The organism is Gordonia sp. CPCC 206044 (genome assembly GCF_048537895.1).
Taxonomy (GTDB): Bacteria; Actinomycetota; Actinomycetes; order Mycobacteriales; family Mycobacteriaceae; genus Gordonia.
Genome location: NZ_JBCLVL010000011.1, coordinates 1 through 21,606 on the forward strand (window position 1 = coordinate 1; position 21,606 = coordinate 21,606).

At 66.5% G+C, this 21,606-nt stretch carries 17 protein-coding genes; 6 read left to right on the forward strand and 11 right to left on the reverse strand.

The genetic code is table 11. The features are described 5' to 3' along the window. Positions 1-228: 228 nt before the first annotated feature. Positions 229-723 carry a MarR family winged helix-turn-helix transcriptional regulator gene (locus AAFP35_RS17510; RefSeq protein WP_419222915.1) on the reverse strand — a complete coding sequence of 165 codons (495 nt, stop codon included), beginning with the start codon at positions 721-723 and terminating at the stop codon, positions 229-231. A gap of 65 nt (positions 724-788) precedes the next feature. Here AAFP35_RS17510 and AAFP35_RS17515 point away from each other — a divergent pair, with 65 nt between their 5' ends. After that, entirely contained in the window at positions 789-2,093 is a 1,305-nt protein-coding gene (locus tag AAFP35_RS17515) for an MFS transporter (protein WP_419222916.1), read from the forward strand. 128 nt (positions 2,094-2,221) lie between these two features. Here AAFP35_RS17515 and AAFP35_RS17520 read toward each other — a convergent pair whose 3' ends face one another. The 5 genes from AAFP35_RS17520 to AAFP35_RS17540 form a co-directional block, all read right to left on the reverse strand. Further along, on the reverse strand, positions 2,222-3,109 hold the full coding sequence (locus AAFP35_RS17520) for a phytanoyl-CoA dioxygenase family protein (protein ID WP_419222917.1): 888 nt from the start codon (positions 3,107-3,109) through the stop codon (positions 2,222-2,224). A 521-nt stretch (positions 3,110-3,630) separates the two neighbouring features. Next, positions 3,631-4,620, reverse strand: coding sequence for a glycine betaine ABC transporter substrate-binding protein (locus AAFP35_RS17525; protein ID WP_419222918.1), 990 nt, complete (start codon positions 4,618-4,620; stop codon positions 3,631-3,633). A gap of 52 nt (positions 4,621-4,672) precedes the next feature. Next, positions 4,673-5,548, reverse strand: coding sequence for an ABC transporter permease (locus AAFP35_RS17530; RefSeq protein ID WP_419222919.1), 876 nt, complete (start codon positions 5,546-5,548; stop codon positions 4,673-4,675). After that, a complete protein-coding gene (locus AAFP35_RS17535; RefSeq protein WP_419222920.1) occupies positions 5,545-6,858 on the reverse strand; it encodes a quaternary amine ABC transporter ATP-binding protein in 1,314 nt (437 codons plus the stop codon). Before AAFP35_RS17535 ends, AAFP35_RS17530 begins: the two co-directional genes overlap by 4 nt. A gap of 362 nt (positions 6,859-7,220) precedes the next feature. Further along, positions 7,221-7,799, reverse strand: coding sequence for a TetR/AcrR family transcriptional regulator (locus tag AAFP35_RS17540; protein WP_419222921.1), 579 nt, complete (start codon positions 7,797-7,799; stop codon positions 7,221-7,223). Between the two features lie 272 nt (positions 7,800-8,071). On the opposite strand from AAFP35_RS17540, the gene AAFP35_RS17545 reads away from it, so the two are divergent. Next, positions 8,072-9,535: an MFS transporter gene (locus AAFP35_RS17545; RefSeq protein WP_419222922.1), complete on the forward strand. Its 1,464-nt coding sequence runs from the start codon at positions 8,072-8,074 to the stop codon at positions 9,533-9,535. A 24-nt stretch (positions 9,536-9,559) separates the two neighbouring features. Here the strand turns inward: AAFP35_RS17545 and AAFP35_RS17550 are convergent, their stop codons facing one another. Next, a complete protein-coding gene (locus AAFP35_RS17550) occupies positions 9,560-13,012 on the reverse strand; it encodes a protein kinase domain-containing protein (RefSeq protein WP_419223085.1) in 3,453 nt (1,150 codons plus the stop codon). 196 nt (positions 13,013-13,208) lie between these two features. On the opposite strand from AAFP35_RS17550, the gene AAFP35_RS17555 reads away from it, so the two are divergent. After that, complete coding sequence (locus AAFP35_RS17555) at positions 13,209-14,039, forward strand: SDR family NAD(P)-dependent oxidoreductase (RefSeq protein WP_419222923.1); 831 nt, start codon at positions 13,209-13,211, stop codon at positions 14,037-14,039. An 81-nt stretch (positions 14,040-14,120) separates the two neighbouring features. Here AAFP35_RS17555 and AAFP35_RS17560 read toward each other — a convergent pair whose 3' ends face one another. Next, positions 14,121-15,521, reverse strand: a complete 1,401-nt coding sequence (locus AAFP35_RS17560) for an amidohydrolase family protein (protein ID WP_419222924.1) — start codon at positions 15,519-15,521, stop codon at positions 14,121-14,123. A 46-nt stretch (positions 15,522-15,567) separates the two neighbouring features. Here AAFP35_RS17560 and AAFP35_RS17565 point away from each other — a divergent pair, with 46 nt between their 5' ends. Next, a complete protein-coding gene (locus AAFP35_RS17565; RefSeq protein WP_419222925.1) occupies positions 15,568-16,632 on the forward strand; it encodes an enoyl-CoA hydratase/isomerase family protein in 1,065 nt (354 codons plus the stop codon). A 229-nt stretch (positions 16,633-16,861) separates the two neighbouring features. Further along, positions 16,862-17,938 carry an NADH:flavin oxidoreductase gene (locus AAFP35_RS17570; RefSeq protein ID WP_419222926.1) on the forward strand — a complete coding sequence of 359 codons (1,077 nt, stop codon included), beginning with the start codon at positions 16,862-16,864 and terminating at the stop codon, positions 17,936-17,938. A 12-nt stretch (positions 17,939-17,950) separates the two neighbouring features. Here AAFP35_RS17570 and AAFP35_RS17575 read toward each other — a convergent pair whose 3' ends face one another. After that, on the reverse strand, positions 17,951-19,309 hold the full coding sequence (locus AAFP35_RS17575) for a hydroxysqualene dehydroxylase (RefSeq protein ID WP_419222927.1): 1,359 nt from the start codon (positions 19,307-19,309) through the stop codon (positions 17,951-17,953). A gap of 114 nt (positions 19,310-19,423) precedes the next feature. On the opposite strand from AAFP35_RS17575, the gene AAFP35_RS17580 reads away from it, so the two are divergent. After that, positions 19,424-19,777, forward strand: coding sequence for a rhodanese-like domain-containing protein (locus AAFP35_RS17580; RefSeq protein ID WP_419222928.1), 354 nt, complete (start codon positions 19,424-19,426; stop codon positions 19,775-19,777). On the opposite strand, the gene AAFP35_RS17585 is transcribed toward AAFP35_RS17580, so the two are convergent. Both AAFP35_RS17585 and AAFP35_RS17590 read right to left on the reverse strand, forming a co-directional pair. After that, complete coding sequence (locus AAFP35_RS17585) at positions 19,762-20,208, reverse strand: MarR family winged helix-turn-helix transcriptional regulator (RefSeq protein WP_419222929.1); 447 nt, start codon at positions 20,206-20,208, stop codon at positions 19,762-19,764. The two genes, AAFP35_RS17580 and AAFP35_RS17585, sit on opposite strands and share 16 nt — an antisense overlap. Positions 20,209-20,269: 61 nt before the next feature. After that, a complete protein-coding gene (locus AAFP35_RS17590) occupies positions 20,270-21,556 on the reverse strand; it encodes a benzoate/H(+) symporter BenE family transporter (RefSeq protein WP_419222930.1) in 1,287 nt (428 codons plus the stop codon). Between the last annotated feature and the right edge of the window lie 50 nt (positions 21,557-21,606).

Sequence of the window (21,606 nt, forward strand, 5' to 3'; positions counted from 1 at the left end):
GACGCCCAGTTCACCATCGTGGCCAACATGTACGAACCCGCCGCCACCCAGGTCAAGGTCGTTTCCGGCCAACGCAACACCGCCGACCTCGGACTCGGATTCGGCAAGAACACTGCCGTGTCCTGATCCGCTGATCAATTGAGAACGGCCCATCCGGATATCCCGGATGGGCCGTTGTCGTTCCGGATGACGGCGACCGGCGGCGTCGACGCCTCGGGCCGCGCGTTCTCAGTCGCGAATACCGCGGACGATGTCCTCCAACGTGCGTAGCGCCGGCACCGCCGCGATGACGGCCTCGCGCTCCTCTGCCGGCAGACGGTCGATGTGACCGCTGATCCGCTCGGTGCCCCCGCGCCGGCGGCCGATGCTGTACTCGAGCCCCTTGGCGGTGAGCTCGATCAGCGAGGCACGGCCGTCGGCAGGATCGTCGCGCCGCTGCACCATTCCGGATTTTTCCAGGGACGCAATCAGATTGGTCATCGACGGTTGCGTCACCCCTTGGGCGAGCGCGAGTGCCGTGATTCGCTGCGCACCCTCTCGACGCAGCGTGGACAGGGTCGACGCCGCAGTCATGCTGATGTCGCGCGGTTGCTGCAGCAAGAACAGTGAGAGCAGCGAATAGAGCGCGTCGGCCGCTTCATCCACCTCGTCCACGACGTCGGCCGACGACACGGCATCCATTTCATCGTGATCGACGACGGCAGGGCCAGAGGAATCGCTCATGGCGCCCAGTGTAAGAGTCGTCCCGATGATTGCATAGTTTATCTATATAGAGTAACTATCTACCCATGTCCTCGACATCCATGACCACGGCTTTCCGGCAGCCCAGAGCGGTGTGGGCGGTGGCCTTCGCCTGCGTGATCTCCTTCATGGGCATCGGCCTCGTCGACCCGATCCTCCCGGCGATCTCCGACGACCTCGACGCGACGCCGTCCCAGGTCACTCTGCTGTTCACCAGCTACCTCGTGGTCACCGCGATCGCCATGCTGGTGACGGGATGGGTGTCGAGCCGGATCGGCGCCAAACGCACGCTGATCGTCGGATTGGTGTTGATCGTCGCGTTCGCGGCGGCTGCCGGCGCCAGCAGCTCGATCAACGAGATCGTCGGATTCCGCGCAGGCTGGGGACTCGGCAACGCCTTGTTCATCGCGACCTCGCTCGCGGTCATCGTCGGCGCCTCGAGTGGTGGCTTCGCCGGCGCGATCGTGCTCTACGAGACCGCGCTCGGTGTGGGCATCGCAACCGGCCCGCTCGTCGGCGGGCTGTTGGGGACCATCAGCTGGCGGGGGCCGTTCTTCGGGGTCGCCGTACTCATGTTGGTCGCACTCGTGGCCACCGTCGTGTTCGTGGAGCCGACCCCCATCCCGGAACAGAAGTCGTCCATCATCGAACCGCTTGCCGCACTACGGCATCGCAGTCTGGCAACGACCAGCGTGACCGGACTGCTGTACAACTGGGCGTTCTTCACGATTCTCGGGTACGCGCCGTTCCTGATGCACCTGTCCGCGATCCAACTGGGATTCGTGTTCTTCGGGTGGGGCGTCCTCGTCGCACTCTTCGCTGTCTTCGGTGCACCACTTCTCAAGTCGCGCTTCGGGACTCCCAAGACCCTGTACGGCGCACTCGGTGTCATGGCGGTGCTGTGCCTGATCATCGGGATCTGGTCGGACAATCGATGGGTGGTCATCGGTGCCGTCATCGCGTCAGGCATCGTGGTCGGCCTCAACAACACGCTGGTCACCACGGCGGTCATGAGCATCGCCCCGGTCCCGCGGCCGGTGGCGTCGGCAACCTACGGTTTCGTGCGCTTCATCGGCGGCGGCTTGGCGCCCTACGCGGCGGGTCGTCTCGTGGAGCACTACGACGCGCGAGTGCCGTTCGTGCTCGCCGCCGTGGTCGCGATGGTCGGCGCACTCGTGCTCACCACGGTGCACACCGCTCTGTCGGATGCGGACATCGAAGAGGAACAACCCGTTTCGCACGAGCGCCGAGACGCCGAAGATGCTGTTCGGCAGGTACCGACCGTCGAAGAGGAGGCCGTTCTCGCTGAGGCGGCCTTGGTCGAGGATCGGCGTTTCACACACGATCGGTGACGTCTGTCGACCAGGTCGGACCCATCATGATCCCATCGGCCCCTGAGGAGCGAGGGTCCCGTGACGCTCGCACGCTCGCTCCTCAGGGACCAGATGGGGCCGGACTCACCGTGCTCGATCAACGCCCGTCAGCGGTGGGCCAGATGATCGGGCCGTGGCGCAGCGGCACCGTACGGGTCCTGCAGCGCATTCGATTTCGCGTTGAACACGACGAACAGATTGCTGCGCGGGTACGGCGTGATGTTCCCCGCCGAAGCGTGCATGCAGTTCGAATCGAAGTAGAGGGCCGACCCCTCACCCCCGACGATCGTGTCGATACCGAGCTCGTCGGAGAGCTCTGTCACGTCTGACTCCTCCGGCGTGCCGAAGGGCGGACGGTAGGACACGAGCGACTCCCGGTGGTACGCCTTCGGCGTCGCACCGACACAGCTCACGAACCGCTTGTGCGAGCCAGGGATGATCATCAGGGACCCGTTGTGAGAATAGTTGGGCGTCAACGCGATCGAGACACTCAACGCGCGCGGCGCAGGCATGCCGTCCTCTGCGTGCCACGTCTCGAAATCGGAGTGCCAATAGAACGGACCACCTGCGAATCCGGGCTTCAGGTTCACGCGGCTCTGGTGCACGTAGACCTCATCGTCGAGGATCTGCTGCGCCACGCCGATGACCTCTGGGCGCGAAACAATCTCCGCCACAACGTCACTGAGCTGGTGGACGGCGAACAGCGAACGGACGTCCCCACTCGTGCTCTCCCGGATCACCCGGTCGTCCTCCCCGAGACGATCGGTGATCGTATGCACGTCGTCGAGGCAGCGGCGGATGTCCGCGCTGTCGAGCACCGACGACACGGTGTGATAGCCACGCTCGTCGTACCTGCGCAGTTCCGGGCCCGAGAGCGGGCCCGAATTGTTCATGCTCCCCCACACCACAGGATGCGGTCGCGGCTCGATCTGGCTGTGCTCCGCCAAACGTGTGCGATAAACGTCGACAGAACCGGTTGCTGTTTGAGTTACCACGATCTACGGTGATCCTTTCCCTCAATCGGCATCACGTGCCCCGGCGAGGGATCGTCTTGGATGTCGCAGGGCACCACGGCCGGATTTTCAATTGTCATGACGCCCGTGGGAGCGTCTACCTGAGGCTGGCACTGATGAGGGTGCCCTGGCAAACCGGCTGCGTATCCACGTGCCGAACCGTCCAGACGACGTCCGCACGGGCGTCTGCGGGCCATCACCCCAGCTCCTCGCCTCGCTCGCGGGACGAGTTGCGTCCCTCGAAAAGCGTTCGCTCGATGGGGATCAGTTCCCATACCGCTACTGCGTGCACCAGCTACACCAGGAGCCGGACTCGCCTGGATTATCCAGCCGACCACTCCCCCGGGTGTAGCTGATGCCCACGTCCCGCTTACGTTGCCGGCCATTCGGCACGATCGACAGCAACTGCACCTCGAGGTCGGGCATTCGTCGACGCGCACCCGTCCCCACAAACGGCCGCCGCCCCCGTCGTCGTGACGACCGGGGCGGCGGGACGCGAATGGTTACTTCAACGAGCCACTGACGAGCTGAGTCGCGAACTCAGGATGGGAGTTCAGCCATTCGTTCACGGCCCCCTCCGGATTGATTCCGCCGTACTTCTGCGTCATCAGATCCTCGAGCTGGGACAGCTCCGCATCCGGGAGGATGAGGTTGTGGAACAGCTGAGCGGCCTTGGGTGACTGTTCGTCGAATCCCTTGGTCGCGAAGTTCCAGATGCCTTCCTTGCCGCCCATGGCGCCCTTCGGATCCTCGAGATCACGAATGTCGAACGCCGAGTACGCCCAGTGGGGCTTCCAGAGTGTCACAGCAACATTCGACCCGTCGGCCTCCGCCTTCTTCAGCGACGCGAGCATGGCCGCCGTCGACGAGGTACGGAAGGTGAGATTCTCCAGACCATACGCGGGGATCATGTCGTTCTTGACCACCGCGGTCTCGCCGGCGCCCGGCTCGATACCGACGAGGGTGTTGCCGTAGTCGCCGCCCATCGTCTTGAGGTCAGCGATCGACTTGGCCGGCGACGAACTGTTCACCGCGATGGTCAGTTTGGCGCTGTCGTACCAGCAGCCCAGCGATGTGAGCTGCGGTCCGTACTTGTCGAGGTAGGTCTTGTGTGTCGTCGGCAACCACACGTCGGTCAAGACGTCGACGTCGCCGTTGGCGGTCGCGGTGAAGGCCGCTGCGGCGTCGAGAGTCTTGACGCTGGCCGTGTAACCGTTGCTTTCGAGAATGTTCTTCATCAGATAGGCGGTGGCCGTCGATTCATCCCAGCCGCTGAACGCCCCGATGACGATGTCCTTGTCACCGACCGACTTCTCGCTCGACGCACCGACCCCGTCGGTCAACGAGCATGTCGCGTACTTGCTCGCCAGATCGTTGCTGCTGCCCGTTTCTTCTCCACCGCCACCGGAGTTGGAGTTGGACGCACCGCATGCACTCAACACCAGCGCACCGGCGGTCAACGCAGCCGCGATGACTCCCAGCTTCCGCTTCATCGTCGATCCTTCTTTCCTCGGGTTACTTCGAATCCACTTGTTTGACACGACATCACCGCTGCATCGCGCCGACTCGGCCACGGTTGCCGATCGCGGAACTGAGACGATCCAGATACACCGCGATGATCACCACGCAGAGCCCGGCCTCGGCCCCCAGGGCCAGGTCGAGCGTCTGCAACGACTGATTCACCTGGCCGCCCAGACCACCCGCGCCTGCGAATCCGGCGATGACGACCATGGACAGTGCCAGCATGATGACCTGGTTGACGCCGGCCATGATGGTCGGCATCGCGAGCGGTATCTGGATCTGCCGCAGGATACGTCCCGGGCTGGACCCGAATGCTTGTCCGGCCTCGACGACTTCGGGATCGACCTGACGGATCGCCAACTCGGTCAATCGGATTCCGGGTGGCATCGCGAAGATGATCGTGGACACCACACCCGGGGTCGGCCCGATACTGAACACGATGATGACCGGGACCAGGTAGACCAGTCCGGGCAGCGTCTGCATCAGGTCGAGGATGGGACGCACGATCATCGACACAACGCGACTCTTCGCAGCCAGGATGCCGATCGGGATCGCGACGACGAGCGCGATGATCACCGAGACCAGCACCAACGCGATGGTGCTCATCGCGTTGTTCCACTGGTCGAATGCGCGGATGAGATAGAAGCCGATGATCGCGAACAGCGCCAGTTTCCATCCGTGTCGCAGACCGCCCGCCAACAGTGCGAGCGCGGCGAACACCAGCATCATCACGTAGTACGGCGGCGACGACAGGACATTGTTCAACGCGTCGTAGAAGCCGGTGATGACGGTCTTGATGAAGTCGAAGAGCCATGCGGCATGGACGGTCAACCAGTCGAAGACGCTCTCGACCCACTCGCCGAAATTGATGCGAGGGTTGAGGAAATCGAAGTCGCTCATCGGGCGGTCTCACCGTCCTCGGCAGTGTTCGGCTGGTCGACCTCGGCGGATTCTTCGCCGCCCGCGTCGTCGTCGCCTGCATGTTTGGGCGCCATCGACGCCAGCAGACCGACGCGCGGGATGACGCCACGCAGCCTGTCGTCATCGCCGACCACCACCAGTGGTACCGGGGATTCGGCGGCCGGAGCGAACAACTCGGCGACCGGGGTCGACGCGGTGACCGACGTCAGGTCATCGGTGCGCACCAGCGCCGACAGGTCGTCGGCGCCGGATTTCACCGCGGCTACGGCGTCGTCGTCGGTGACATATCCACGAAGGCGCCGTTCCCGATCCACCACCAGGACACCGGACACCTGGTTACGACGCATTTCCTCGACGGCAGCGCGCGGCCCGGACGTCACCGTGACGACCGCCGACGGTCGTTCCATCACCGAACCTGCGGTGAGGACGCGGGAACGGTCGACCTCGGCGGTGAACTTGGCGACATAGTCGTTGGCCGGATCGGTGAGAATGTCTGAGGCAGTACCGATCTGGACGATCCGCCCGGATCGCATCACGGCGATCCGGTCGCCGACGTACATCGCTTCGTTGAGATCGTGAGTGATGAAGACGATGGTCTTGCCCAGCGTCGATTGCAGTTCGATGAGTTGATCCTGCATCTCGCGACGAATGAGCGGGTCGAGGGCGGAGAACGCCTCGTCCATCAGGAGGATGTCGGTCTCGGCCGCCAGCGCCCTGGCCAATCCGACGCGCTGCTGCATACCGCCCGACAGCTCACCGGGATACCGATCGCCCCAACCGCGCAGGCCGACGGTGTCGAGCCAGGTGTCGGCGCGCTCGAGGCGGGTCTTCTTGTCGATCCCCTTCTCTTTGAGGGCGTATGCCGCGTTCTCACGCACCGTCCGGTGCGGCAGAAGTGCGAAGTGCTGGAACACCATCGAGACGTGCTCACGGCGCACTTCGCGTAACGCCTTGTCCGACATGGTGGTGATGTCGTCGTCGCCGATGTACACGCTGCCCGCCGACGGCTTCCACAACCCGTTGAGCGTGCGGATCAGTGTCGACTTACCGGACCCGGACAGGCCCATCACGACGAAGATCTCACCTGCGGCGACCTCGAAGCTCGCGTCGATGACGGCGGCGGTGCCGAGCGCCTTGACCTCCTCGGCGTCAGCCCCTGCCTCGAGCCGCCGCACCACCTCCGACTCGCGACGTCCGAACACCTTGTAGACATGTTCGGCGCGGATCGCGGTTGCCCGTGGTGGGGGTTTTTCTGCAGGTTCGATCGTGTTGCCCGGAGAAGAAGTCAAGCTGAGCCTTTCCATCGCGGACGCGCTCCGTCACGCGGAGCAGTTCTCGTCGGCGACTACTGCGCGAATCACACCGGCGCCGGCGGTCGGGGCCTCTGATCCACTTCGAATCACATTAGACAACCCGTCACCGCCCCACGGCCGATGGGCGGAACCCGCAACAATATGCCCACGTCAGAACCCAAATCGTTGCCCATCCCGCCCGTCCGACCTCGATCCGTCACACCATCGGCGACTCACCTGCAGGTCATCGGCGTGACCTGCCCGAACGAATCTCGCGCGTACACCACATGATCGGGCTGCGACGACGCGGGTTCACCGATGTACCAGGCATTGTCGGCACCGGCTCCGGATCGCGGACGTCAGCCCTTCAACAGCGGTTCGGTCATCCGGCCGACATAACCGGCTATCTCGTCGAGATCGGCAGCCGCCAATGCAGGGCTGCCGATCCGCTGGCGCATCAGCGAAATGCCCACGACGAGGGCATTGACCAGTTCGGCGCGCAATTCCGCGTGCGGACCGTCGAGCCGCTCTGCCAACCCCCGCGTGAAAGTCTTCTCGACCGTGTCGCGGACCACTTCGGTGATCGTGTCGTTGTCGACGACCCCGGCCAGCATCGCCACCCCACCACCGCCGGACCCGCCGGCCTCGAGCACCGCGTGCAGTATCCCTTCGGGCAGCGATTCGACGGCACCGTCGGCGATGAGATCGATGACCGGCGACGGCGTGGTTCGGACCGCCTCGACGAAAAGCTGCTCTTTGGACCCGAAATAACGGTTGATGAGTGCTTGGTTGACACCGACTTCGGCCGCGATGTCACGAGTGGTGACCTGCGCGCCGTGTTCGGCGAGAAGCGTGCGGGTCGCCTGCAGGAGCGCCTCGCGGGTGGCGGCCGCATTGCGACGTCGGGGTCCGGACGCATGTTCGGACGCGCTGGCCATGGCCTGCCTTCCACCGAGGTACACGACTGTTGGACAAGCCTAGGCCATCGTGTGCCCGGACTCGGCCGGTCTCGATGCCTCGACGGCCTCACAGTGACGTCCACCACGAACAAGTCATCACTCGTTGACTTACCCCTGGAGCGAGCCTATCGTGGTCAAGTCGTCAGCTGTTTACTTAAGTCCCCGGGTGGCCACACCGTCGTCCACGCCCTCGGACCGAACACCGACGAAACCGCATCTCACCGACCTCCACATCAAGGAGCTGCTCCACCATGGACTCACCCCAGTCGGATTCACCCCAGTCGGACTCGCGGTCGACCGGCGTGATCGCGACCCTGGCACTGGCCGGCACGGTCGCGGCCATCATGCAGACGCTGGTCACACCGCTACTACCCGATCTGCCCAACATCCTCGACACCACCGCGTCCAACTCGAACTGGGTCATCACGGTGACGCTTCTCGTCGCGGCGGTCTGTGTCCCGGTCACCGGCCGTCTCGGCGACCTGATCGGCAAGAAGCGGGTGCTGCTTGCCTGCGCCGTCCCGCTCGCCATCGGTTCGGTCGTCTGCGCATTGTCGTCGACCGTGATACCGATGATCGTCGGCCGAGGTCTTCAGGGCCTGGGCATGGGCATGGTGCCGCTGGGCATCGCCCTGTTGCGCGACGCAGTTCCGCAGCACAAGCTCGCATCGTCCATCGCCCTGGTCAGTGCGTCCATGGGAATCGGTGGCGGCCTTGGCCTTCCGATCGCAGCGGCCATTGCCGAGTACGCCAGCTGGCGTGTGCTGTTCTGGGGTTCCGCGGTGCTCGCCGTGATCATCGGCGGCATGATCTGGGCCCTGGTTCCCGACGTCAAACCGGCCGCCCGGGGTCAACGCTTCGACGCCCCCGGCGCGGTGCTGCTCGGCATCGGCCTGGTGTGTCTGCTGCTCGCCGTCTCCAAGGGCGCCGACTGGGGCTGGACCTCCGGCACCATCATCGGGTTGTTCGTCGGCGCCGTGGCCGCCCTGCTCGTCTGGGGCCTCTGGGAACTCCGTACGCGTGATCCGCTGATCGACCTGCGCACCACGGCCCGACCGCGCGTGGCCACCACCAACATCGCATCGATCTTCGTCGGTGTCGGCATGTACGCGAGCATGCTCGTCTTTCCACAGCTGCTGCAGTTGCCCGAGGCGACCGGCTACGGTCTCGGACAGTCCATGCTGGCGGCGGGCCTGTGGATGCTGCCCGGCGGCCTGATGATGATGGTGGTGTCACCGTTGGGCGGCAAGCTCACCGACGCACGAGGTCCCAAGTTCACTCTCATCTGCGGTGTCATCGTGCTGGTCGCCGGATACGCGCTGGCGCAGGTGCTGTTCGGCAGCGCGTGGGGAGTCATGGTGGCGCTCATGGTGATCAACAGCGGCGTCGGACTGGCCTACGGCGCGATGCCCGCCCTGATCATGGGATCGGTGCCGATCAGCGAGACCGCTGCCGCGAACGGCTTCAACACCCTGATGCGTTCGCTGGGAACCTCCATCGGCGCGGCTGTCATCGGTGCCGTGCTCGCGCAGATGACCATTTCCCTCGGTGGACACGAGATGGCATCGGAAGCAGGCTTCCGCGTCAGCCTCGTCATCGGCGCGGGTGTCTCGCTCGTGGCCCTGCTGGTCGCGACGCTCATCCCGCGCTCGCGCACCCAGGGACCGTCGAAAGTCGAGGCGTCGACACCCGAGCCCGTGGGCGCCGGGGCCTGACCACCGGTGGACAGGGGCTTCGGGTCAGTCCGGAACCCGGAGCACCGTGTTCAGGTAATCGATTGACAGTCCGGCGAACTCGGGCGCCGACGGGTCCGAGCCGAGATCGTCGCGGACCCCGGAGACCACCGACCGGAACATCGCGCCGCCGTCGACGGGATACCGCACCATCCCGGCGGCAGCACACCGGGTGAGGACGGACACGGCGTGCCGTTTGGCGTCGCCGGTCCGCCCCACGGTGGCCAAGCAGGTGGCCAGCAGACGGTCGGCACGCAGCCGAGCTCGTGGACGACGGTTGTCGGCGAGCCTGTCGCTCCATTCTTGCGCCCAGCGGCATGCGGTGTCGCCCACGAGCTCCCGATCCGCGTCGTCGCCACCGGATTCCTTGAGCAGCAATCGGATCGACACCTCCTCGTGGAGTTGCGCGATCCGAGCCGCATTTCCCGACGGTGTCCGCAGACGCTGGATGAACTCGACGCGCCGCTGCAGCGGGCGTCGGGTGGGGAGCCCCAAGGTCGCTTGTTCGACCTCGACGTGGGCGCGCAGGCGCGGGGCGGTGAGGCGTTCGGCGAGGTCTACCGCATCGTCGAGATGAGACGCCGCACCTTCCGGATCACCCCGCATCTGCGCCAATCGCGCGCTGATCAGGAATCGCGCCTTGATCATGTCGGTGATGCCCTCCTCGGCATCGATTTTGAAACTCTCCTCCAGCAGCCGGGTCGCCTCCGCGAGATCTCCACGCTCATAAAGTAATTCGGCGAACAGTGCACTCGCCAGGCGGGCGGGCTGCGTGTGTCCGGAACCGGTTCGCCCAGACACACCGACCGCCATCCGGAAACAACGCTCGGCCCGGTCCAGGTCGAGTTGCTCGAACGAGGCCAGGCCGTCGATCGCGGCACCGTACATCACCGAGTACGAGCCCGAATTCCGTTGGTGATACGGATGTGCCCACTCCTGCCAGTGGTGGGCGGCGTCGAAGTCGAAGCGGGCCGTCGCCGCCAGTGACGCGACATTCGCTGCGGCCGACACGACGAAGGGCGGCAACGCGTCTGGCCGCCACAGGCAGGCCTCGACCAGTTCGTCGACGCCGTCGTACTGGTCGATGATCGCCTGTGTACATGCCTGTGCCACATCGGCTTCGGCTTTGATGTCGATATCGTCGTCTCCCTGCACCGGCGCAGCCGACAAGGCCGCGTCCACCCGCCGCAAGGCGGCGTGAGCCTGATCGATCCGGTGCAGCAGCACATTCGCCCAGGCGAGCCAGAGCTGGATTCGCGGGCTCGACGCGACCGCCGACGGAGGAAGTTTGTCGACCAGCCCCAGCAGCGCGGTCATCTGCGAATGCTCTACGAGCGATCTGCCGTCGGCCTCCACCAGCGCGACGGCGCGATCCGTGTCGTCGGCGGCCAGGGCGTGGGACACGGCGTCGCCGAGCATTTCGTGCGCAGCGAACCAGGTCGATGCCGCGCGATGGAGGCCGGCCACACGGTCGGGGTGGTCGCGTTCGAGTCTGCGGCGCAGGAATTCGACGAAAAGCGGATGGAACCGGAACCAGTCGCCGTCCGGATCGGTCCTGCGCAAGAAGAGATCTCGCGTCTCCACATCCTCGAGGCGCTCTTGTGCACGGGGTTCGCCGCTGAGTGTCTCCGCCAGTCCGGCACAGATCCGTTCGGGCAGTGAGATGGTCAGCAGAAAGTCCAACAGGTCGGGTTGCAGAGCACCGAGTACGTTCTCGGCGAGAAAGTCGCCGATGGCGTGGTGCCGTCCGGAGATGTGACTGATCAGTTCGGCAGGCTTGTCGGACTCCCGCAGCGACAGGCACGCCAATTGCAGTGCGGCCGCCCAGCCATCGGTGGAGTGCCACAGTTCGGTGATCTCACTGCCGCGCAGTTCGAGCCCGGCCACATCGAGCAGAAACGACTTGGCCTCGTCGGCGTCGAAACACAGTCCGGCAACATCGATCTCGACGAGTTCGTCGCTCACCCGCATCCGGCTCACGGGTAGCCCACCTCGTGATCTGCTGGTGATCACGATCTGGAGGTGATGACACCCGTGATCGAGGAGGTACTCCATCGCACCGATGGCGGCGGAATCGGTGACGAGGTGCCAGTCGTCGACGAACAGCACCACTCGCTCGCCACGTTCGTGGATGGCGTCGATGAGGGTGGTCAGTACGTATTGTTCGGCCTTGTCACCATGCTGTTCGAGCACCTCGGCCAGGTCGCCGGTGACCTCGGGGGCGCTGCGGCGGATCGCTTCGACCACATGGCCGAGCAACCAGGCGAGATTGTTGTCGTCGTCGGCGATCGACAGCCAGGCGACCGTCACCCCCGCGTCGGCGAGTTCCTCGCCCCACTGGACGGCGACGGTGGTCTTGCCGTAGCCGGCCGGGGCGTGGATCAGGATCAGCCGTCGCCGCTCGGCCGCCCGTAGAGTTGCCAGGATCTGTTCGCGGGGCACCTGTGCTCGGGGGCGCAGGGGAGGTCGGAATCTCGTTGCCGGGATCGGCGGGGCCGTGATGACAGGGGCCGAGGTCCCGCGTGGAACGCCTCCGGTGAGCGGATCCTTCGTCGATGCGACCGGCAGCGCCATGTCGTCGACACCGCATCCCATCTGCCGTTCGATCTCGCGCAACTCCTCCCCGTAGTCGACAGCACTGCCGGGGCGGGCGTCCGGCTCCCTGGCCATCGCATGTTCGACCGCGCTGGACACGACGGTCGGGACGCCCGCGCCCCGCAGATCCGGGACCGGCTCGCTCGCGATCCGCAGGAACTGTGCGACGACCTGTTCGCCGCTGCGTCGTTCGAACGCCGCGTGGCCGGTGAGTGCGCAGAACAGGGTTGCGCCGAGACCGTAGATGTCGGAGGACACGGTCGGCGCCGAACCCGACAGCAGTTCGGGTGCGGTGAACGCGGGAGATCCGGTGACCATGTCGGCGCCGGTCTCGAATCCGCCGACGATCCGGGCGATGCCGAAGTCGGTGAGCTGCGGTTCGCCGTACTCGGTCAGCAGGATGTTGCCGGGCTTGACATCTCGATGCAGGGTCCCCGACCGGTGGGCGGTCTCCAACGCACCGGACATCTTGATGCCCAGCCGCAACACGTCACGCCAGTCGAGCGGGCCGTGTTTGCGGATACGCACGTCGAGGGAGTCGTGCGGGTGATAGGGCATGACGATGAACGGGCATCCCTCCGGCGTGGCGCCGACCTCGAGGATGTTGACGATGTTCGGATGCCCGGACAGCCGCCCCATCGCACGCTGCTCCCGCATGAATCGTTCGAGACTCTCGTCGTCGAGGTGATCGGTCATGACCTTCACCGCGACAGTCCGATCGAGCGCAGGCTGAAGACAGCGGTAGACGGCGCCGAACCCACCTCGGCCGATGAGGACCGGATCGTCGAAGCCCGCGGCGACGAGTTCTGCCGTGACGTCGGGAGCGACATCACGTTGCGTCGCCTGCGGATCGTAATCGGCCATTCGGCTGCCCTCGATCGCACCGGAGAAACGGTGTCGGTGCACGTCCAGACTATCGCGCGAGACCTGTCACGACGGCAGTTCGTCGGCGATCGACGCGTTGTGGGTCGGGCGGGCGACGACGGCGAAACCGGCCGTGGTCAGATGAACGGACAGGCTCGGTGGTGGGCACCGGCCACAGGGGAGGAGCGCCGCACACGTGCAGATCGCAGGCAATGTCTTCGTGGTGACCGGAGCGGGCAACGGGATCGGCCGACGGGTCGCGCTCGAACTCGTCGCCCGCGGCGGCATCGTCGCGGGCGTGGATCGAGATCCCGACGGCCTGGCAACTACACGGTCGCGATCGGCCGACCCGGAACGATTCTCGCCGCACGTCCTCGACATCGCCGACACCGCGGCGGTGGATGCTTTTCCGGACGAGGTCACCGCCGCGCACGGCCGCGTCGACGGGCTGTTCAACATCGCCGGGATCTCACAGGAGTTCGAAACCGTGGCGGGTGTCACCGACGCCCGCATCGAGCAGATCATGCGGGTGAACTTCTTCGGCACCGTCGCGATGACCCGCGCCTTTCTCCCGCTCCTCGAGGCTCGACCCGAAGCCGTGATCATGAACACCTCGAGTCTGTCGGCGATGGTGCCGTATCCGGGCGCGGCGATCTACGGCGCGTCCAAAGCCGCGGTGGCGCTGTTCAGCTACGGTCTCACACAGGATCTGCGCGGCTCGTCGTCGGTGACGGTGACGACGGTGATACCCGGGACGGTGTGGACCGATCTGGTGCGCAACAGTTCCCAGACGTTGGGCACGCCGGAAGCGCTCGCCAAGGGGTTCGCGATGAAACCGGAGAAGGCAGCCCACCGGATGGTCGAGGCCACGATGAAGGGGCGCTCGCGCGTCGTGATCGGCAAGGACGCCCATTTCTTCGGCGGGGCGCGCCGCATCAGCTCGCGCCTCGCCGATCGACTCTCCTACGTTCAGGTCGGCCGATTCGTCTACGGACGCAACCGAAAACCGGCCCCGACGGTCGATTAGCCGACCCCGCCAACCACCGCCGGTTGAGTAGCCACGAGCGAGCCTGCGAGCCCGAGGCGCATCGAAACCAACACGACACCGTCAGCGATCAAACGCCACGCGACCCCGAATCATCGTGCACCGCACCATGTCCGACGACGGATCGTCGAGCATCTCGGCACGCGGACGATCCAGCAGCACCAGGTCGGCGGGCTCCCCCACCCGAACGGCACGAACAACACCCCCGGGTTGCTGCGGGGTCGTCAGGTAACGGTCCAACGCTCGGGCAGACGAGATGCGCTCGTCGGCCCCGACGATCCGCCCGTCCGGCGCGCGTCGCCACCTCGCCGCCGCTATCACCGCCCACGGGTCGGCCGGCCCGTACGGGGCGTCGCTCGACAGGGCGACGGGAATGTCGTTGTCCATCAACGATCGACACCGATACAGGTACGGCACATCCGATGGGTCGACGCGTTGCAGGTAGTCGTCACCGCGGTGCGCGATGAAGCCGGGCTGGGTCACGACGCAGACACCCAGCCCCCGGATCCGGTCGAGCGATTCGTCGGGGATCACCGCGCCGTGTTCGATCCGGTCACCGGGTATCGAGCCGATGTCGTCGAACACCGCGAGCAGCAGCAACAAACCGATCCTGCTGACACAGTGGACGGCCACCGCTCGGCCCTGTTCGTGGACGGTGTGGACCGTGGCCCGAAGCTGTTGGTAATCGGGGAGATCCGAGTCGGCCAGCACGATCTTGTACGGCCCCACCGTGATGCCGTGCGGACGATCGTCCCGATCGTCGGCGGGTGCGCCGAGCAGGTGAAGACATTGCGGTAACGCGCCGTCGACGTGGGCCTCGACCAACGACCGCAGCGAGGTAGGCGACAGATCCGGGGTCGCATCCGTGACACCGGTGATGCCGAATCGGGCGAGTCGGTCTCCGATCAGCCCCAGATCGGGTGGGCTGCGATCGGGCAGTCTCGTGCGCAACCAGTCGTCGGCACGCCACAGCCGCCCCGTCGGCGCACCCCGGCCGTCGCGTTCGATACCCGGATGGTCGGCGCCGGCCAGGCCGACGAGCTCCGCGGCGCGCGAGTTGAGGAACCACAGGGCACCGCTGCGATGCTGCAGGCGCACCGGACGCTCCCGGACGTATCGATCGATACCGTTCGAATCGAGCAGTCCGGCAACCGTTTCGACGTATCCGACACCTCGGATCCAGCTGTCTCCGACAGCTCCGCGCAGCGCTGATCCCAACTCGTCCGCGGTGTGGACCTCGGGCGGGCCACACGACACCGACCCCGCGGCGGCCGCCATCGCGTGCAGATGCAGATGATGGTCGTGCAGTCCGGGCAGCAGCGCCGCACCCGCCCCGTCGACGACCTCGGCCCCCGCAGCCGGCAGATCAGGCGCCACCGCGGCCACCCGGCCATCGCGGATCTCGACGTCACGGATGCCTTCAGGCAGTTCCGCACGTCGGATGACGATGACCTGGGCCGACATTGGGGTGATGCTACATTGGGCCCGGAATTCCCACGGATTGGCGGAGATGACATCAGCGACGATCACCGTGTCCGACCTGGCGCACGGCGCAGCAAGCACCGTGGTGCGCGATGTCCTGGAGTATTCGGCTGATCCGGTGGTCGTCGTCGATCTCGACGGCGCCGACGACACCGACGTACCCGCTGCCGTCGCCGGGGTACCGGCTCTCGACCGCATCGTGGTCGGACGCGCCGTCCGACCGGTCTCTCCCGCCGTGGCCGAGCTGATGACCGCGTTGGATCTGACGTACGTCCCGAGCCACACGACCGCTCCGCGCGTCGCGGTCCCGGTCGCCGACGTCACGTCGGCGCTCGACGCTTTCCGGACCGCCGTTGCCGCCTGCCCCCAGTCCTCTCTGGTTGCGGCACAGGTGGTTCGGGTGGCCGAACCGCTGGATGTCCCGTCGGCGATCGACGTCGAGTCACTGGCCTACTCCACGTTGCAGGGTGGCGCGGAGTTCCAGCACTGGCTCGCCGACCGTCGTGCACTGGGGCGTCCGCTGCCGCCTCCGCCTGCGGCCGAGCCGGTACTGTCCCGGCGCGACGGCGACACCCTGACCGTCACGCTCAACCGACCAGAACGGCGTAACGCCTACGGCACCGCACTACGTGACGGGCTGGTCGAGGCGCTGCGGCTCCCGATGCTCGACGACACGGTCGCCCGGATCGTTCTCGACGGTGCGGGTACGTCGTTCTGCGCGGGCGGAGACCTCGACGAGTTCGGTCACGCCCCCGACACCACCACCGCGCACCTGATCCGCACCCGCGGCGGCGCCGGGCGCCTCGTCGCGGCCCTGTCCGGACGGATGGAGGTGCACCTGCACGGTCATTGTGTCGGCGCGGGTATCGAGATCCCGGCCTTCGCCGGTCGGGTCGTCGCCGCCCCGGACACCGCGCTGCGATTGCCCGAGGTGTCGATGGGGTTGATCCCCGGAGCGGGCGGAACGGTCAGCGTTCCTCGGCGCATCGGACGGTGGCGTGCGCTGCACCTGTTCGTCACCGGCACCACCCTCGACGCGCAGCAGGCGCTCGCCTGGGGTCTCGTCGACGAGGTCGCCACCGCAGCAGGTTGACGACCGCCGCACGTTCACCTCGGCCACCGCAATCCACCCTTGGACGCAACGAAGGTGGATTGACAGAACCGAGGTGTTCCGCGCACTGCGAACCAGACCGGCGCCCTTCGTGCCGGATCCCGCGCCCGGCGCCGGCAACGGCCCTCGCTCGACGCCGCCGACCCCCGGGGTGATAGACACGAGGTGAGCCGGTGACACACCGGAGAACGTCACAGAGGTGAATTCGGACATGCCCGATCTGTCGTCATCGTTGTCGCTCACGCACGGCCCCACCTGGGCCAACCGAGTCGCCCTCGCACCGATGACCAACCTGCAGAGCAACCCCGACGGCACCCTGCACGACGACGAGTACGAATGGCTCGTACGCCGTGCCGAGGGCGACTTCGCGATGGTCATGACCTGCGCGGCGCACGTCAGTCAGGCCGGCCAGGCGTTCCCCGGCCAGCTCGGCATCTTCGACGACGCGCACTTGCCGGGCCTGACCAAACTGGCCGATGGCCTGCGGGCGGGCGGCAGCGTCTCGTCGATTCAGCTCCAGCATGGTGGACGACGTGCCGACACGAGCCTGTCCGGGCGGCCGGTCGTGGCCCCGTGGGACGACCCGGCCAAGGGCGCCACCGCATTGACCACCGACGAGGTCGAGAGTGTCGTGCGCGATTTCGTCGCGGCCGCGGTGCGCGCCGAACAGGCCGGTTTCGACGGTGCCGAGATCCACGGAGCGCACGGTTACCTGGTCGCGCAGTTCCTCGATGCCCGTCACAATCACCGCACCGACCGCTACGGCGGCTCCGCGGACAACCGGTTCCGCATCGTCCACGAGATCGTGTCGGGCATCCGCGCCGCCACCGGGCCCGAGTTCCAGCTCGGCTTGCGACTGTCCCCGGAGCGGTACGGCATCGTCCTCGACGAGGCGCGCGCGCTCGCCGGCCAGGTGCTCGCCGCGGGCGACCTCGACTATCTCGACCTCTCGCTGTGGGATGCGTTCAAGGAACCCTACGAGGAGGTCCACCGCGGACGCAGGCTCATCGACCACTTCATGGATCTGCCGCGAGGTACCACTCGGGTGGGTGTGGCCGGCAAGATCCTCGACGCCGCCGGTGCACGTGACTGTCTCGACCGTGGCGCCGATTTCGTCCTCATCGGCACCGCAGGCATCCTGCATCACGACTTCGCCCGCCGGGTGATCGCAGACGCCGACTACCGAGCTGTGCCACAACCGGTTTCGGCCGACCACCTGCGTTCGGAATCGGTCGGACCGAAGTTCATCGACTACCTCGCCACCAACTGGGACGACTTCGTCGCCTGACCCGGCCCACCATCAGTCCGGCGCGCCGGCCCGGGCGTGCTCCAGGACCACCTCGACTGCCCGCGCCGCACTCTGGCACGCGCCCTCCATCGTGGTGGTCCAATCGGTGCGCGTCCAGTCGCCCGCGAGGGCCAGCCCGCGGACAGCGGTGCGCTGGTCCGGTCGGATACCTGCCGTACCGGGTCGTTGCGCGAACGTGGATTTCGGCATCCGCACCACGTGACTGTGGATCACCTCGGCGTCGCGTGCCGCGGGAAAGTACTTGCCCAACATCGCCATCTGGATGTCGGTGATCTCCACGTTGGACTTGTGGGTGAGCTCGTAGGCAGCCGACACCGTCGTCGAGTACAGGTGGTGGCGGGACGCGTCACGGCCGTGCATCCGCTGCCGATCCCAGACCTGTTCCAGCACACCTTCACCGCCGTAGAGGATTTCGCCCCAGTCGGCCATGCCGATGTCCCGATCGAGATAGAGGTTGACGCTGACGATCGGCACCGGGGTGAGCGCCTCGACGGCGGCATAGATCTGCTCGTGCCCCGGCACCTGATCCAGGAGCCCCTGCACACTCCACACCGGGACAGCGCAGACGACCGCGTCGGCCGCGACTCGTTCGCCATCGGCGAGGGTGACGCCGACGACCCGGCCTTCGGTCACGTCCACCGACGAGACGACCGCGCGATGACGCACCTGAACCCCGTTGTCCGCGAACATCTTCTCCGCGCCCTCGATGAACAGCGTGTCCAGGTCGACGGTGGGATAGCCGATCGAGATCGGCGTGCGTGTCTCGCGGGCCCGGCGCACTCCGGTGACGAGCAGGTCCGCGGGCACCTTGGCCGATGAGATCTCCGGTTTGTCGCCGGTCAATCCGATGACGATGCCGTCCCACAACGCATCCCGGGCCGACTGCGGCATGCCGATGCGCCGGAACCATTCGTCTGCGGTGATGTCGTCGAGCCATGCCGGCTGACGCAGCGCCTGTCGGATGAGCGTCGCCTGCGCTCGCGCGGTGCGGAATCTGTCGAGACCATGCACACCGGGCAGGTCTCCGAGCGCCGCCCGCACCCCGGTGAGGCCGCCGAACGCCGACCGTCGAGTGGCGCCGCCGGGCATGCGCACCGTCATATGTCCCGGGAAGCAGACCTGTTCGCGCGTGCCAACACTCTCCAGATACCGCATCAGGTGCTGATACCCGCTGGCGAAGACGTGTTGACCGTTGTCGGGGACGTCGTCGACGGCCGCCACCGGCATCGCGATCGTCCGCCCACCGAGTGATCCCCGACGTTCCAAGATCGTCACCTGATGTCCCGCTTCGGCCAGCCACACCGCCGACGCCAGACCGGCCAGTCCCCCACCCACGACCACGCAATGCATGCGGCACAGCCTAACGGTCAGCGATGACCGGTGCGGTGTTTCGGCCCACCCACTCATCCGCGCCGACCGGCACCAGTTACAGTGTGACTGAAACTCTCGGAGAGGGGCCTCGGCATGGGCATCCGGCACTATTTACGTCACGCCCCCGCGGTCGGCGCCGACGAGGCAATGCGCCTGGTTCGCGACGACGACGCTCTGGTCGTGGATGTGCGACGCGACTTCGAATGGAAGCGCAATCGCATTCCCGGAGCCGTGCACATCCCACTCGAACAACTGCCCGATCGGTGCACCGAGTTGCCCGACGACAGGTTGCTGATCACGTTCTGCACCGGCGGACTACGGTCGGCCGGAGCCGCCAACCTGCTCATCGAGTTCGGGTTCGACGCCCGCAACATGACCAAGGGGCTCATTGACTGGCGTGCGGCAGGCGGCCCGTTGGAGGGCACCAAGAATCAGGAGTCGTCGTGATCGAGGCGACGGAGCACCTCCAACAGCGACAATCCCGGTCGGGCGCCGAGCCTGCCGTCGAGCGCTGCCTCGACATGCTCGTCGGCCGCGGAGATGGCGGCCGTGCCGAGCGCGAGTAGTCGACGTCCCTCGGCGGTGACCGACAGCCGCGCCGTTCGCCCCCGGCCCGACTCGCCGTCGTGTTCGATCGCACCGCGAGCCTCGAGCTTCCGCAGAGTCGCCTGCATACTCTGGGGCGTCACCGACGCGCGGCGGGCCAGTTCGCTGTAGGACATGCCGGGATTGCGCGACAAGTGCCCCAACGCCGAGACATGGCGCAGCGCAATCCCTTCCGATGCGAGGTCACGCTCGATTCGCTCGCGCACTTGCCTGCCGACCGCCATCAGCAGGAAGGCTGTGCTCAGCGGCGGCGGCTCGGTCGACTCACCCACGCACCCTCCCTCCGGCACCCCCAACCTAACCGACCGGGAGGTCACCGTGAGCGTCGGAGAGTCACTCCTGGCGTGCCGCGCGGAAATCGTCGCGTTCCAGCAGCCAGGACACCGCGAGCCCGGCGATCAGACCCCAGAAGGCCGCCCCGATGTTCAGGAAGGTCAGTCCGGAGATCGACACCAGGAACGTGACGAGGGCACCCATGGTGAAACCCGACCCGAACGCCGACCGGAAGGAGTTCTGCAGTGCCCCGAGCAAGGCCAACCCGCCGACGGTGGCGATGAATGCGGCCGGCATCGCGAGCATCAGGTCGACGAAGAGCGGTGCGAACAGACCGACACCGATGGCGAGCACACCGAAGGTGAGCGCGGCGGTGTACTGACGCCTGCGCTCCCCACCCGCGACCAGCAACGCGTTGGTGGGGCCGGCCAGGCAACTCGAGATGGCACCGACCGCCGACGCCGCCATCGACCACACGCCGCACACCATGGTCACCACATTCACCGGAGGCCGATGCCCGGCGGCGTTCAGCACGGCGGTGCCCTGCCCGTTCTGCACCACGATCACCGTCACCGCGAGTGGGATGACCAGTTCCAGCAGCGCCCGCGTGCTGAACTCGGGGGCCTGCATCACCGGCGTCGCGACCCAACCCGAGCCGTCGTCACCGAGATGGAAGCCGCCGGTGATCGCCACCGCGACGGCCCCGGCGAGAACCGCCCCGATGATCGGCGGCATCCACCGCGCCACCGCGGTGTGCCCCTGCAGGAGGAAGAACACCACCACGATCGGCACCGCCACCGCGGGATCGGTGCCGACCGACTTCACCACGTCCACGCCGAATTGCAGGAACACCCCGGCCACCATCGCCATGACGATCGGTGTCGGCAAGGCGGCCATGACATTTCGGACCCGCCCCGTGGCCCCGACGAGCAGGATGAGCGCACCGGTGACCAAGAAGGCACCGACCACCTCCGCCCACGACAGGTGCTTCAGTGAGGCACCGACGAGCACGGTGCCCGGGATCGTCCATGCGAAGGCCAGCGGCATGCGATACGCCCAGCTGGTGACGATCGTGAGGATGCCGTTGAGGACGAACACCCCGAAGATCCACGACGACAGCTGGGCGGCGCTGAGGTGGCCCGCCGATCCGGCCGCCAGGATCACTGCGACCGGCCCGGACGCGGAGAAGATCAACCCGACGATGCCGTTGACGACGTAGGTCCCGCCGAAGTCGCGCATGACCTCGCGCGGTCGCAGCAACGGGGTGTGCGGTCGCTCGACGATCGGGTTCCGGCCTTGCGGGGACGAGTCCTCGTCGGCGTCTGCCACGGATTCGGGCGTGGACATGGAACTCCTCGTCCCGTCGGGTACACGTGTGCGGCGCTGGGGCGCCGACC